This window comes from Ottowia beijingensis, from assembly GCF_042680925.1.
Classification (GTDB): Bacteria; Pseudomonadota; Gammaproteobacteria; order Burkholderiales; family Burkholderiaceae_C; genus Ottowia; species Ottowia beijingensis.
In genome coordinates this window covers 367,356-379,764 of record NZ_JBHUEP010000001.1, presented here as the reverse complement: position 1 = coordinate 379,764, position 12,409 = coordinate 367,356, and the positions used below count along the sequence as shown (strand labels likewise).

The window sequence follows — 12,409 nt, the reverse complement described above, 5'->3', positions numbered from 1 at the left end:
ACATATTACTGAGGTGAGCCTCCAAAGCTCACCACACCCTGACGACCTCAGCAGCCCGGCCATCCCCAGCGGATCGCCGGGCTGTCTGCCGTCAGGGTTTTCCATCTGACTGAAGGAATCTTGCATGCACACCTGTCCCAACTGCCAATCCACCCGCGTTGTCGAACGCCACCTCGGGCGCGACACCGGCGGCGCCATCGGCTCCGTGGCCGGCGCTGCCAGCGGCATCGCTGCAGCCCTGCGCGGCGCCAGCGTGGGCGCCGAAGCCGGCACCACCGTCGGCTTCATCGCCGGCCCCGCCGGTGCCTCCGTGGGCGCCATCGCCGGCGCCTGCATCGGCGGCCTCATCGGCGGCGCCATCGGCCACGAATTCGGCCGCGAAGTCGGCAACACCATCGACACCCACTGGCTCGACAGCCACGCCTGCGTGGTCTGTGGCCACCACTTCAGTCCGCGGCTGGCTGTCTGAGCTGTCGATCCAGCTGTCCCTTTCTCTTTGATCTTGTTTTGCGTGGGCCCCTCGGGGCCTTTTTTCATGTCTGTTTGAAGGAGCATTCCCATGTCTGTTGCATTGGCGACCATCACCCCTGCCGAAACCCCCTGGCAAACCCTGGGCAGCAACCTGCCCCCGAAGCAACCCATCGAGGCCTGGGCACGGGCTGCCGGCATGGACTGGCAGATCCGTGAAACCCCGGTGCGCTTTCTCAGCGAGCAGGCCGGCGCGCTCGGTGCCATCCAGACCTTCGACGAACAGAAGGTGCTCTACCGCAGCGACACCCAGCTGCCCCTGTCCGTGGTGAGCGCGCGCTACCAGGTGGTGCAACCCCGTGAAGTGCTGGAGTTCTACCGCGACCTGGTGGCCGTCTCCGGCTACGAGCTGGAAACCGCCGGCGTGCTCAAGGCCGGGCGCAGGTTCTGGGCCCTGGCCCGCACCGGGCAGGAGACCGTGCTGAAGGGGCGCGACCTGGTCCGCGGCTACCTGCTGCTGGCCAGCTCCTGCGATGGCAGCCTGGCCACTACCGCCACCCCGACCACCGTGCGCGTGGTGTGCCAGAACACCCTCGGCATCGCCCTGAACGGCGCCACCGGGGCCGTCAAGGTGCCGCACTCGACCCGCTTCGACGCCCAGGCCGTCAAGCAACAGCTGGGTGTGGCCGTCTCCCAGTGGGACAGCTTCATGTACCGCATGAAGACCCTGGCCGAGCGCAAGGTCAAGCGCCACGAGGCGATGAACTACTTCCTCAAGGTGCTGTGCCATGCCGATGGCCCGGGCGATGGTCGCATGAAGCTCAGCAACGAGCGGGCCCTGAAGAAGGTGCAGGCCCTGTACGACGGCCGCGGGCGCGGTGCCGAAGTCGGCGCGTCCCAGGACACCGCCTGGGGCCTGCTGTGCGCCATCACCGAGTTCGTCGACCACGAACGGCGTGCCCGCAGCCCCGAGTACCGGCTCGACAGCGCCTGGTTCGGCCCCGGTGCCCAGCTCAAGCAGCGGGCGCTGGATCAGGCCCTGGCCATGGTGGCCTGAGCCCATTGTTTCAACCTTGTCACAGGCCCCGGCATCGCAAGGCGCCGGGGCTTTCTTCCATCTGAAGGTGTGAATCATGAATCCCTTGATCGAATCGACGCCGGCCTCCAGTCCGGCGCCCAAACCCCGACCGGCCCTGCGCCTGGTCAAGACCCAGCAACTCAGCCGTGAGGACTGGCTGCAGGTGCGCCAGCAGGGCATCGGCAGCTCGGACGCCGCCGCGGCCGTGGGCCTGAGCCCGTACAAGTCGCCCCTGCAGCTGTGGGCCGAGAAGACCGGGCAGGCGCGGTTTCCCGAGCCGGATCCCAAGGACGACCGCCACCCCATGTACTGGGGCACCTTGCTGGAACCCATCGTGGCCGCGCACTACACCCGGCGCACCGGTCGGCGCGTGCGCCGCATCAACGCGGTGCTGCAACACCCCCGCCACCCCTGGATGCTGGCCAACGTGGACCGCGAGGTCATGGGGTCACCGGAGGTGCAGCTTCTGGAGTGCAAGACCGCCGGCATCCATGGCGCCCGACTGTGGAAGGACGGGGTACCGGAGTACGTGCAGCTGCAGGTCATGCACCAGCTGGCCGTCACGGGCAAGGCGGCCTGTGACGTGGCGGTGCTGATCGGCGGGCAGGAGCTGCGCATTCACCGCATCGAGCGCGATGAGGCGGTGATCGAGCGGCTGATCGCGCTGGAGGCGGCGTTCTGGCAGCGGGTAGAGAGCCGGCAGGCGCCACCGGCGGACGGTTCGGACTCGGCCGAGGCCGCCTTGCGGGCGCTGTACCCGCAGGACGACGGGCAGACGCTGGACTTCACGCAGGACACGGAGATGGGCAGCACCTTCTCCGACCTGCAGGCCATCCGCCAGCGCATCCAGGCCTGCGCGCTGGAGGAAGCGCGGCTGCGCCAGCGCATCGAGGAACGCATGGGCGAGGCGTCCAAGGCGGTGTTCGAGACCGGCGAGGTGAGCTGGCGCCGGGCCAGGGACAGCGTGGTGCTGGACACCAGGCAGCTGCTGGCCGAGCAGCCGCAGCTGATGGAGAGCTATGGCAAGCGCAGGCCGGGCAGCCGGCGGTTTCTGATGACAGCTGCCGAATCAACCGAATCAACCGAACCAACTGAATGAAGGAGAAACAGCCATGTTGAAAGGATTGGCCATGACCCCGCCCGTGATCGGGCGGATTTCGATTGGGCGCGTGGTGGAGCGAAACGGCAAGCGCCTGCCGGAGAAGGACGATGAGTTCACCCTGACCAGCCAGGTGCAGGGTCTCGACGGTTGGGTGCGGCATCCGCTGGATGCGGCGCTGCGCCAGGACGGGGCCAAGCTGCGCAGCATTCCGGTGCGGCTGGTGTTCGGCGCGCCGGAGCTGAACCTGCGGGCGAGCTTCACCTTGTTCGACCGGAGCACCGGCCGGCCCTGGTGCGTGGGCGATGGGGAGCGCTGCAAGCGGGTGACCGAGCAAGGCATCGAGAGTTTGCCGTGTCCGACGCCGGCGGCCTGCCCCCTGGGGCAGGAGGGGCGCTGCAAGCCGTATGGGCGGCTGCATGTGCGGGTCATGGCGCCGGAAGTAGAAGCAGGTGCAGGAGCGGGCGCAGGAGAGGACGACGGGCTGGGAACCTTTGTGTTCCGAACCACGGGCTTCAACAGCATCCGCACGCTGGCAGCGCGCCTGGCCTACTTCAAGGCGGTGTCGGGCGGGATGCTGGCGTCCTTGCCGCTGACGCTGCGCCTGAGGGGCAAGTCGACGACGATGTCGCACCGCACGCCGATCTACTACGTGGATCTGACGACACCTGCGGGCATGAGCCTGGAGCAGGCGATCGTGCAGGCCGGCGAGGAGGATGAACGGCGCAAGCAGCTGGGGTTTGACCAGTGGGCGCTGGATGAGGCCGCTCGTGAAGGCTATGCGGCCGGGGCGTTCGAGGAGTCGGAAGAAGAAGGGGCGGCCGTGGTGGAGGAGTTCTACCCGGACGCCGATGGGCAGGAGACCCAGGCCGATGAAGCCTCGAGGGCCACGTTGGAAGCCAAGCTGGAGCGCAGGCTGCGGCGGCAGGGGGAGCGGGTCACAGGAGATCCATGAGGTGCGTGCAAGGCCCTCAGAGTCTGCTGCCAGGTCTCGGTTCTAGGCTTGAAGGACTCCCGAGGGCTTTGGCGTTCTCGGGGTTCTTTTTTTGGTGTTTTGTGTGGGTGCGACGGAGGAGCGCATCGTGTCCGATGAGCTACCAGCCATGTGCTTCTACATCCGCGGCAAGAACGCCGATAGCCGGCACGTGTGCTTCATATGCTTCCACTGGCGGTGCAGGACTAGCGGAAATGAAGTCCCGAGATTCAACGGCGTTGATGGCCGAGCTTCGACCGAAACTGTGCGACCAGAACAAAGCCGGCCTTCCCGGTTGATCGGCATCTGCCCAGAACAGCAAGGGGCGAGTTCGGCTCTGGGCTTGGGAGCACTCTAGTGCAGAGCAACTACGCCGTCGTCTACCAAGGGCAGATAGTCCGACAGCTGAATGGTCCGGCTACCCCATCGGAACCGCACCTCTGTGATGGAGCCCGGCTTCGCCCCCAGCTGCTTCAAGAGAGGCTCCAAGCGAGTCAAGACATCCCGCTCCCAGGGATCGCGCACCTTCGATACCAGCATGGGCGCAGTCATTGCTTTCCCCTCGGTTTGTTTTTGCCTGCTTTCCTCTGAGGCGTCGGCGACAACTCCTTGCCCTGAGCAGCCTGCTGTGGTGCCGGCTGATGCGGCTCCTCCTCTATTTCGGGCTGCGCGCTGTGGCGAATGCAACCCACGTAGGAAAGCCGCTGCGTTGTGCAGTCCGGCCTTACGGCCATAAAGCATTCGCGGCCAAAGCCGCTCTTGGCTACAGCAATGTGATCAATCGCCGCAGTCGCGTCGTGAAGTGGATGGTGCTTGAGCAGGCTTTGTAGCTCCTGCCTGTCGACGTCGCTCACCGTCTCGCCCACCTTGTATCTGTGAAGCATTTCAGAAAAGTGCAGACGGGCTTTGTTCTGACTGGTGAAGGTCTTGTGGTCAAGTACCACTGGAATGGCAGCTGGCATGTCAAACTCCTTTTAAATATAACAATATGGAACCGAAAGGCAAAGACCTCTCATATGTATATAAAAGTATATTTTGAAATCAGTCTGCATTCCTGCCAATCAATACGAAGAAGATATATTCAATGAAATAATTATTCATAACCAAATGCTATGGGAAATGGATTCATCGATAAGAGCTCAGATTCTTGTTCTACAGAGAGTAGAAATGGATGCGCACTTACCGTTTCTCATCAATCCCCACTCAAAGTCCCTTAAAGAGGCCTTATTCATTTGGAGTACACGAATGGCGACATTTCACATGAGCATCAAGAGCGGAAAGCGGGGACAGGCCCTGCCACATTCAGACTACATTGCACGCATAGGAAGGTTTGGAAGAAAGCCGGGAGCCGATCACCTGGTGGCCCAGGAATCAGGGAATCTTCCCTTTTGGGCGCACGGCTCACCAAGAACATTCTGGCGCACTGCAGACCGCTATGAGCGTCTCAACGGAGCAGCATATCGAGAAATAGAGCTTGCTCTACCCAGGGAGCTAAGCAACGAACAAAATATAGAGCTGGTAAAGAATTTGGTTCAGAGCGTCATCGGCGAAAAAACCTACCAATGGGCTATTCATTCCCCATCAGCGGCCTTGGAGGGTGGACCGCAGCCTCATGTTCATTTGATGTTTTCTGACAGGGTAACCGACGGCATCGATAGGTTGCCAGAGGCTCACTTCAGGCGATACAACGCGCGCGACCCAGGATTGGGCGGATGCAGAAAAACAAGTGGCGGCAAGGATCGTAACGCTCTCACCAAAGAGGTCAGTGCGTTGCGTGCAGAGTGTGCACGACTGATAAATTGTCACTTAGAGCAAAATGGTCACGAAAGTCGTGTAGATCACAGGTCTCACATTCAGCGCGGGATAGCTGATGCTCCAGAAGTACACCTCGGGCCCCGGCGTGTTCGTCTTCTAATCAAATAACGTCAAGACATCCCGCTACATCTGCTACGCGTAGCAGATGTAGCCGGGTCGCTTATGACGTCATAGATTTCTTTGAAACACTACGGCAGGGCTCTTCCTAGAGCAATGTAACTGCTCAGAATCGTAATGCCCGAAAAAACAACGAGGAGACAGCAGTGCATGCGCACTGGAAGGGTGCACTACAGGAGGTCATATTTGGAGCTATCCATGAGGCCGAAAGCTCCTGTGTGCGCTTTAGCCTGAGGTTTCCTTCTGTTGATATTTGCTTCTCTATCGCTTATTTCCTTTACCACCTGCGGATCCAACCGAATAAAATCCCAATCACGCCTTAGGTAGCAGAGTTCCACGCCATTCGACAGAGAGTGAAAGCTTATGATGTTATTCTCCCGGAGATTTTCCAGCGCGCGCTCCAGCCTCCCGTTGGATTTTGCGCGCATAAACACGGGACCATATTGCCTCAACTCACGAACAGTCCACGTTGCCCTAGCCGGATAATTATCTCTCTTTTTCCTCAGCCACTTGGAAAGAGTATTTGCATCTTCATAATCCTCCACAAAAACCCCAAATGATCCAAACAGCCGAAGATGCTCGCCCTTGAAATCTTCAACCCATGCTATCGCCTTTTTGAGGATATCCTCTCCAATCTCGTCGCCGCTTGATTCAAGAAGATGAAACAAGCCAGCCAAACGAGTCACATGCTCACCCGATTTGGAAACCCAGTCCCTGATAGCCCCGTACTTTGCATCCACAAGAGATCCGCTTTCGCTCTTGTTCACATAGGAATCCAGCTCGTCTTGGGCAGATTCAGAAAAAAACAACTTTCTCCGACTTCTTTCCCCTTTGATTGTCGCGCGAGACTCTTCTGCCAATTCACGCAGTCTCGCTAGAAAGTTATCTAGACCATCCCTGTTACCCAATGCCACTCCGGAAGTGCGCGTACCTTGAGTGGATTCTGGATTGATGACTAGGCAGCGTGACAAGAAACCCGAACTACGGGCCATCTCATCCTTGGATTGACAGAACTGCTTGAAAGCTTTGGATTGAACCATGACAGAAATCGTCAAGGATGTATCAATCGTCTCTATCAACGTCGTTCGACTTCTTTCCACACGCGCCATCTCCCCGCCCCACAGGAGACAGAGGGTTTCGAGATCCCTCATTGTTTGACCCGTCAGATGCCTAGCCCCTTCTGGAGAAAACACTCCCCCAGCGGGCCATTGCTGCATACCTTCCAGCAATGCACGCGGACTGATGTCGTCATAGAACAGTCGGGGCTGCGCCGGCTTCACGGGCCGGCCTGCCAACACCCGCTCCAGCTGTCGCTGTAGCTCCTGGATAGATTCCGGCCTCCTCACCGCAGCCCGCCGAATCTCTGCTTTTAGGCCTTTGACTTGCTCGTTCCAAGCAATGACCTGAGCTGCATTCTGATGCTGAGCACCGTCGTGCTCTGCCATCCAACGGGCCTCCAACTCTTGGAGATCTCTCCTGAAAATTGCATCGACCGTCGACTTGCGCTCGCCGGACTCAGCGACCACAAAAATGAAGAGTCCCAGCGGTGTTCCAGGCAGGCCTGGACGCTGAACCCGAGCGATTGATTGCCCAGCGACAGCCAGTGCGCCCAGTGCAGCACACTCTACAAGGGGCCGCGGTGCACCAGTCGCCTTCACAACATCGTCTACGGCCCTTCCAAGGGTATCTGGATACCGATCAGGCTTCACTTGGTATCTGAATGATGGTTGCATGTTCCTGTTCATTTAGGTGGCTCGGACCTTGGAAGCACTCAGCCGGTTCAAGGAGGTCGATGCTCGATGGCATCATGAATTAGCTCGGTCGCAGCCATGGAGCCAAGGAGCCGCTGGATCACTATCCGTGGCGGGCCAAGTCGAAGAATGCCTCTTCGCCAGTGAACTATGTGCTGCGCCAGCCGAGAAAGGGCGCTTGACCGCTACCGAGGTCATCCTGCAGCGGCGCAACGTACAATTGTCGGACAAGGCTTCCTTGTCCAATTTTTGTCCAACCCGCGTTGGGTCGATCCTTGAATTTTGGCTGTTTGAAATGGCGGCTTCCCTCTGGTGCAGGTCGCCCTGCTCACCATCTACGACATGTGCAAGGCGGCGGACCGTGGCATGGTGATGACCGGCGTGCGCTTGCTGGAGAAGCACGGCGGCAAGTCGGGCAGCTACGTGGCTGGGTGACGCATTCGACCTCTGCGGGAGGCGATGCGCCCCATCGCGGGCAAGCCCGCTCCCACAGAACGTTGCGCACCACAGGAAGCCTATACTCCCCATGATGGCAGCCTGCAGCGCCCGTCCGTAGGGCGCTAGCACCGCATACTCCCCCAATAAATGCTTGACCTGTAGGGTCGGCCTTGGCCGCGATGCAGTGCCCGCCCTGCGCAAGTCCTGCTTGCGCCGACACTGGCTTACGGCGCACTCGCCCCCTGCAACTGCTCTCGCGCGCCTTGCAGCACCTTGGCGTTGTCCTGCACCCACTGCGCGTGCTCCTTCGGGAACGCGGCGCGAAAGCGCGCCAGGTGCGCCAGCGCAATATCGTCGCGCCCCAGCAGCGTGGCGCTTTCGATGACCTTGATGGCGACGCGCGGCTCGGGCGAGAAGTGCAGCGTGCGCAGCGCGGCAGGCAGCATCCACGCGGCGTTGTCGCGCACCGCCGGGCGCGTGGTCACCTCGGCAAAGCGCACCGCGTCGGCGTACAGCCAGGACTTTTGCGCGTGGCCCATGGCATCGTCGCGGTACATCGCGGCGCGCTGCTCCAGCGGCAGGTAGATCTGGCTGATGCGGTGGTAATCCCAGCCCGCGTAGGCCACCGCCGCCAGCATCGCCGCGGCCACGGGGTAGCGCAGCGCGCGCAGCCCCGGCGCCGCATCGCGCGCGCCATCGCGCGTGGCCCACAGCAGCCACGCGCAGACCACCGCCGCCATCTGGAACGGCCCGTACCACAACGGGTATTCCACCAGGCTGTGAATGCCGATCACCGCCAGCACGCCCCAGGCCAGCTGGCGCGTGGGGTGCTGCTCGGCCCACGGGCGTCCGCGCCAGACCAGCCAGGCCACCAGCCCGCACACCGCCAGCGCCACCGGCACGCCCAATTCCACCGCCAGGTGCAGCGGCAGGTTGTGCGCGTTGTCCAGGATGTGGCAAAAGCGCGCGCCCTCGTACAGCGTGATGTAGTGCGCGTAATCCAGCTCGCCCCAGCCCCAGCCCGTCCACGGCTTCAGGCCAATCAGGTGCAGCACGTTGCGCCACAGGATCAGGCGGCTGCCGCAGGTCGATTCGCCCGTGCGCAGGCGCTCCAGCATGTCGCGCCCTGCCACGCCATCGGCCCACTGCGCCAGTTGCGGCAAGGCCAGCGCCGCCAGCACATACAGCGCCACCGCGCCCCCCACCGCCAGCACCGCGCGCTGCCCGCGGCCGGCCCGCAGCGCCCAGCACGCCACCAGCATGCCGCACGACAACAGCGCCACCAGCCCCACGCGCGACGCCGTGGCCGCCAGCGCCGCCATCAGCAGCGCGCCCAGCGCCAGCGCCGCGCCCACCGGCACGCGCCCGGCCTGCACCCACCAGCGCAGCGCCAGCGCGCCGATCACCAGCAACGACGCCAGCTGGTTGGGCTGCCGCAGGTTGCCGAAGGCCTGCCCCGGCTGGGCGATGTTGACCCAGGGGAACAGCGGCGCCTCCAGATCGAAATACTGCAGCAGCGCGATCAGCGCGCTGAGCACCGCCGCCGCCAGCCAGCCCGTGGCCGCCACCGTCGCGCCGCGCTCGGCATCGCGCGGCCACAGCACCAGCAGCACCGCCGCCACGCCCGCCGCCACCAGATACGGCAGCGTGGTCGCCATGGGGCCGGCGGTGAACGGCCACAGCCAGGGCAGCGCCAGCAGCACGGCGCACAGGGGAATGATCGGCATGGGGGCGGATTGTGCCCAACGCGGGGGCTGGGGCAGCGCTGCATTGAGGTTCGTCTTCAGCGCGGCAGGCCGGGCGCGGGCAGCCGCCGCGGCCTTGGGCAATCCGCCGTCGGCACCTACACTGTCAGGCCGCACCCTTTCCACCTGCCACAGCCATGAACGCCGTCACCCACCCCTTCGAGCGCATCAGCGTCGACGACTATCTGCTCGGCGAGCAGCAGACCGACATCAAGCACGAGTACCTGGACGGCCAGGTCGTCGCCATGGGTGGTGCGAGCGACCGGCACGGGCTGCTGACGGTGTCACTTGCCAGCTTGCTGCTGCCCCACGCACGCCGCAAGGGCTGCCAGCTCTTCGTGGCCGACATGAAGCTGCGCCTGGACCACGACGGTGCCAGCTACTTCTACTACCCCGACCTGCTGCTGAGCTGCGACCCCGCCGACCGCGAATCACCCCTGTACCGGCGCACCCCCTGCCTGCTCGTCGAAGTGCTGTCGCCCTCCACCGAACGCATCGACACGCGCGAAAAACTGCTCGCCTACCGCCTGCTGCCCAGCCTGCGCGAATACCTGCTGCTGCGCCAGGACACCCTGCACGCCGAGCTGTACCAGCGCGGCGGCGATGGCGGCTGGACGCACCAGCGGCTGACACAGCCGGACGACGCCTTCAGCCTGCTCTGTCTGCAGGCCAGCGTCAGCCTGCGGGACATCTACGCCGATATCCCGGAGCTCATGGGTTGAAATCGCGACCGAGCCTCGAGGCGTTCCAGTTTTTATATTTCGATGATCGTGTCGCTGTACCGCGCCACCATCGCCTCGTGCGTCAGCAAACGCAGCGGCTCCGTCAGGGCTTGCGCCACCAGCAGGCGGTCGAAAGGGTCTTGATGATGGGGCGGCAGGTCCGCCGCCGCTGCGGCGTGCTCCGGCAAGACTGCCAGCAGCCGATAGCCCGACTCCTGAAAGTAGCCCAGCGCCTCCTGCCCCGACACCGGCATGTCGCCACGCCCCAGGCCATGCTTGATGGCGATCTCCCACACCGTTGCCGCACTCACCCACACCGTGGCCGCCGGCGACTCGATCAGCGCGCGCGCACGATCACTCAGGCGCGGGCTGTCGGCAAGGGCCCACAACGCCACATGCGTGTCCAGCAGCAGGTTCATCGCGCCGCACCGCCCATCAGCAGACGCGCCACCTCGGCGTTGTGCACGTCAATGTCGTCCGGCACCACGAACCGACCGCGCGCCACGCCAATTCGCCGTCCCACCGGTGCGTCGGCCAAAGGCACCAGCCGCGCCACCGGCCGCCCATTGCGGGCGATCACGACCTCGGGCACATGCCCCTGTTCCACGGCCTCCACCAGCCGCGACAGGGACGACTTGGCTTCCAGCATGTTGACGGGTTGCATAGCAGAACTCCTCATGAAGGAAGACTAGCTTAGTCTGGCTAATATCCGGCGTCAACCATCGTCGTGCGGCTGTTGTGAAACCTGCTTGCCGCCCATGCCGAGCCGCGCCTGGCCCCGTGCTCACCCCCGAAGCCTTTGTGGCAGCTGCGCTGCGCGGCGCCTGAGAGGCAAGTTTTTTTAGCGAAAAGCCTCAGACAGCGCAGCACGAGCGGGCTCGCCCGCGATAAGACGACGCTTCGCCACGAACGCTTGATCGCGGGCAAGTCCGCGCCCATATGACGAATGAAGTCTGAAATCGTGATCTGACCCCATTTTCCCGTGCATTTGGCTGGCCAAGGCCGCACGCGATCTGACCCCAATTTTCCCCCCAGACCCACGCGCGAGGCCGTGGCCGCCAGTCCCGTCAGCAGCAGCGTGGCCATGCCCGCCGCAAGCCGGTTGCTCAGGCCCCTGCGCAACCACCAGCGCAAGCTCAACAGCCCGATCACCAGGAGAGAAGCCAATTGATTGGGCTGGCGCAGATTACCGAACGCCTGCCCCGGCTCGGCTATGTTGACCCAGGGGAAAAGCGGACCCTCGAGATCGAAATACTGCAGCAGCGCGATCCCACTGCTGACCAGCGCCGCCCCCAGCCAGCCCGCGGCCACTGCGCGCAGGGGCGCATCTCGCCCCGAAGCCCGCGCCGGCCACGCCAGCAGCAGCACAGCCGCCACCGTCACGCCCGCCAGATACGGCAGCGTAGCCGCCACGGGGCCAGAGGTAAAGGGCCAGAGCCAGGGCAGCGCCACCAGCAGTGCGCACAGAGGAACAAAGGACATGGGCTGGATTGTGCCCATGCCCTCGGCCCTGCCCGGCGTGGGCAAAACACCCGCCGCCGCCTACACTGACGGCCTAGCCCTCGAAGGACTGCCCATGAACGCCGCCATCCACCCGCTCGAACGCCTTGGCGTGGACGACTATCTCCAAGCTGAGCAGCGCGCCGAGGTCAAGCACGAATACCTCGACGGCCAGATCGTCGCCATGGGCGGCGCAAGTCGCGCGCACGGCTTGCTGGCCCTCTCGCTCAGCGCCCTGCTGCTGCCCCACGCCCGCCGCAAGGGATGCCAGCTGTTCACAGCCGACATGAAGGTGCGTATCGACCACGACAGCGGCAGCTGGTTCTATTACCCCGACTTGGTGCTCGCCTGCGACCCCACCGACCGCGAACCGATGTACGTGCGCCGCCCTTGCCTGCTGGTGGAAGTGCTTTCGCCCAGCACCGAACACATCGACACGCGCGAAAAGCTGCTGGCCTACCGCCTGCTGCCGAGCCTGCGCGAATACCTGCTGCTGCGCCAGGACAGCCTGCAAGCCGACCTGTATCAGCGTGCCGCTGACGGCCGCTGGCAGCACCAACGCTTGACCGCGCCGGGCGACGTGCTCACGCTGGAATGCCTGGGTGCTCATGTCACGCTGGGCGAGATTTATGTCGACCTAGCGGATTTGAGCGTCGCGTGACCCCGGGTGGGCGGACCAAAAATCGTGATCTGACCCCATTTT

13 protein-coding genes and 1 pseudogene are annotated in these 12,409 nt (G+C 63.4%); 8 read left to right on the top strand and 6 right to left on the bottom strand.

From position 1 onward, the window contains the following. Positions 1–124: 124 nt before the first annotated feature. The 4 genes from ACFSCU_RS01840 (at position 125) to ACFSCU_RS01825 (ending at position 3,600) form a co-directional block, all read left to right on the top strand. Positions 125–469, top strand: a complete 345-nt coding sequence (locus ACFSCU_RS01840) for a glycine zipper domain-containing protein (RefSeq protein WP_180550292.1) — start codon at positions 125–127, stop codon at positions 467–469. A gap of 90 nt (positions 470–559) precedes the next feature. Next, entirely contained in the window at positions 560–1,525 is a 966-nt protein-coding gene (locus ACFSCU_RS01835) for a DUF932 domain-containing protein (protein ID WP_377559712.1), read from the top strand. Positions 1,526–1,601: 76 nt separating this feature from the next. Next, positions 1,602–2,645, top strand: coding sequence for a YqaJ viral recombinase family nuclease (locus tag ACFSCU_RS01830; protein ID WP_377559709.1), 1,044 nt, complete (start codon positions 1,602–1,604; stop codon positions 2,643–2,645). A 13-nt stretch (positions 2,646–2,658) separates the two neighbouring features. Then, on the top strand, positions 2,659–3,600 hold the full coding sequence (locus ACFSCU_RS01825; protein WP_377559708.1) for a recombination directionality factor: 942 nt from the start codon (positions 2,659–2,661) through the stop codon (positions 3,598–3,600). Between the two features lie 566 nt (positions 3,601–4,166). Here the strand turns inward: ACFSCU_RS01825 and ACFSCU_RS01820 are convergent. Continuing rightward, positions 4,167–4,580, bottom strand: coding sequence for a DUF3223 domain-containing protein (locus ACFSCU_RS01820; RefSeq protein ID WP_377559706.1), 414 nt, complete (start codon positions 4,578–4,580; stop codon positions 4,167–4,169). Between the two features lie 73 nt (positions 4,581–4,653). Between ACFSCU_RS01820 and ACFSCU_RS01815 the strand changes: the two genes are divergently transcribed. Then, entirely contained in the window at positions 4,654–5,541 is an 888-nt protein-coding gene (locus ACFSCU_RS01815; protein ID WP_377559705.1) for a MobA/MobL family protein, read from the top strand. Positions 5,542–5,720: 179 nt separating this feature from the next. Here ACFSCU_RS01815 and ACFSCU_RS01810 read toward each other — a convergent pair whose 3' ends face one another. Next, complete coding sequence (locus ACFSCU_RS01810; protein ID WP_377559704.1) at positions 5,721–7,283, bottom strand: YfjI family protein; 1,563 nt, start codon at positions 7,281–7,283, stop codon at positions 5,721–5,723. A gap of 330 nt (positions 7,284–7,613) precedes the next feature. Between ACFSCU_RS01810 and ACFSCU_RS01805 the strand changes: the two are divergent. After that, positions 7,614–7,736: pseudogene (locus ACFSCU_RS01805) on the top strand (cyclic pyranopterin monophosphate synthase MoaC); the annotation flags it as partial. A gap of 227 nt (positions 7,737–7,963) precedes the next feature. Here ACFSCU_RS01805 and ACFSCU_RS01800 read toward each other — a convergent pair. Then, a complete protein-coding gene (locus ACFSCU_RS01800) occupies positions 7,964–9,466 on the bottom strand; it encodes a PglL family O-oligosaccharyltransferase (protein WP_377559703.1) in 1,503 nt (500 codons plus the stop codon). A 155-nt stretch (positions 9,467–9,621) separates the two neighbouring features. Between ACFSCU_RS01800 and ACFSCU_RS01795 the strand changes: the two genes are divergently transcribed. Further along, a complete protein-coding gene (locus tag ACFSCU_RS01795; protein WP_377559702.1) occupies positions 9,622–10,206 on the top strand; it encodes a Uma2 family endonuclease in 585 nt (194 codons plus the stop codon). Positions 10,207–10,238: 32 nt separating this feature from the next. On the opposite strand, the gene ACFSCU_RS01790 is transcribed toward ACFSCU_RS01795, so the two are convergent. Genes ACFSCU_RS01790 through ACFSCU_RS01780 form a run of 3 tightly spaced genes read right to left on the bottom strand, consistent with a single transcriptional unit; the run spans position 10,239 to position 11,688 of the window. Beyond that, the gene (locus ACFSCU_RS01790; RefSeq protein ID WP_180550297.1) at positions 10,239–10,625 is read right to left on the bottom strand and encodes a type II toxin-antitoxin system VapC family toxin; all 387 of its coding nucleotides are present in this window, start codon (positions 10,623–10,625) and stop codon (positions 10,239–10,241) included. Further along, positions 10,622–10,870 carry a type II toxin-antitoxin system Phd/YefM family antitoxin gene (locus ACFSCU_RS01785; RefSeq protein WP_180550298.1) on the bottom strand — a complete coding sequence of 83 codons (249 nt, stop codon included), beginning with the start codon at positions 10,868–10,870 and terminating at the stop codon, positions 10,622–10,624. The genes ACFSCU_RS01790 and ACFSCU_RS01785 overlap by 4 nt, the downstream gene beginning before the upstream one ends. 38 nt (positions 10,871–10,908) lie before the next feature. After that, entirely contained in the window at positions 10,909–11,688 is a 780-nt protein-coding gene (locus tag ACFSCU_RS01780) for a pilin glycosylation ligase domain-containing protein (protein WP_377559701.1), read from the bottom strand. A gap of 16 nt (positions 11,689–11,704) precedes the next feature. Between ACFSCU_RS01780 and ACFSCU_RS01775 the strand changes: the two genes are divergently transcribed. Further along, positions 11,705–12,367 (top strand): Uma2 family endonuclease, encoded by a 663-nt coding sequence (locus ACFSCU_RS01775; RefSeq protein WP_377559700.1) that lies wholly within the window; start codon positions 11,705–11,707, stop codon positions 12,365–12,367. The last annotated feature ends 42 nt before the right edge of the window (positions 12,368–12,409 follow it).

What these genes read in the sequence shown, in the direction of transcription:
- ACFSCU_RS01790 (WP_180550297.1), bottom strand. Translation starts at nt 10,625, where the DNA reads ATGAACCTGCTGCTGGACACGCATGTGGCGTTGTGGGCCCTTGCCGAC.
- ACFSCU_RS01835 (WP_377559712.1), top strand. Translation starts at nt 560, where the DNA reads ATGTCTGTTGCATTGGCGACCATCACCCCTGCCGAAACCCCCTGGCAA.
- ACFSCU_RS01795 (WP_377559702.1), top strand. Translation starts at nt 9,622, where the DNA reads ATGAACGCCGTCACCCACCCCTTCGAGCGCATCAGCGTCGACGACTAT.
- ACFSCU_RS01825 (WP_377559708.1), top strand. Translation starts at nt 2,659, where the DNA reads ATGTTGAAAGGATTGGCCATGACCCCGCCCGTGATCGGGCGGATTTCG.
- ACFSCU_RS01780 (WP_377559701.1), bottom strand. Translation starts at nt 11,688, where the DNA reads ATGTCCTTTGTTCCTCTGTGCGCACTGCTGGTGGCGCTGCCCTGGCTC.
- ACFSCU_RS01810 (WP_377559704.1), bottom strand. Translation starts at nt 7,283, where the DNA reads ATGCAACCATCATTCAGATACCAAGTGAAGCCTGATCGGTATCCAGAT.
- ACFSCU_RS01840 (WP_180550292.1), top strand. Translation starts at nt 125, where the DNA reads ATGCACACCTGTCCCAACTGCCAATCCACCCGCGTTGTCGAACGCCAC.
- ACFSCU_RS01800 (WP_377559703.1), bottom strand. Translation starts at nt 9,466, where the DNA reads ATGCCGATCATTCCCCTGTGCGCCGTGCTGCTGGCGCTGCCCTGGCTG.
- ACFSCU_RS01785 (WP_180550298.1), bottom strand. Translation starts at nt 10,870, where the DNA reads ATGCAACCCGTCAACATGCTGGAAGCCAAGTCGTCCCTGTCGCGGCTG.
- ACFSCU_RS01775 (WP_377559700.1), top strand. Translation starts at nt 11,705, where the DNA reads ATGCCCTCGGCCCTGCCCGGCGTGGGCAAAACACCCGCCGCCGCCTAC.
- ACFSCU_RS01830 (WP_377559709.1), top strand. Translation starts at nt 1,602, where the DNA reads ATGAATCCCTTGATCGAATCGACGCCGGCCTCCAGTCCGGCGCCCAAA.
- ACFSCU_RS01820 (WP_377559706.1), bottom strand. Translation starts at nt 4,580, where the DNA reads ATGCCAGCTGCCATTCCAGTGGTACTTGACCACAAGACCTTCACCAGT.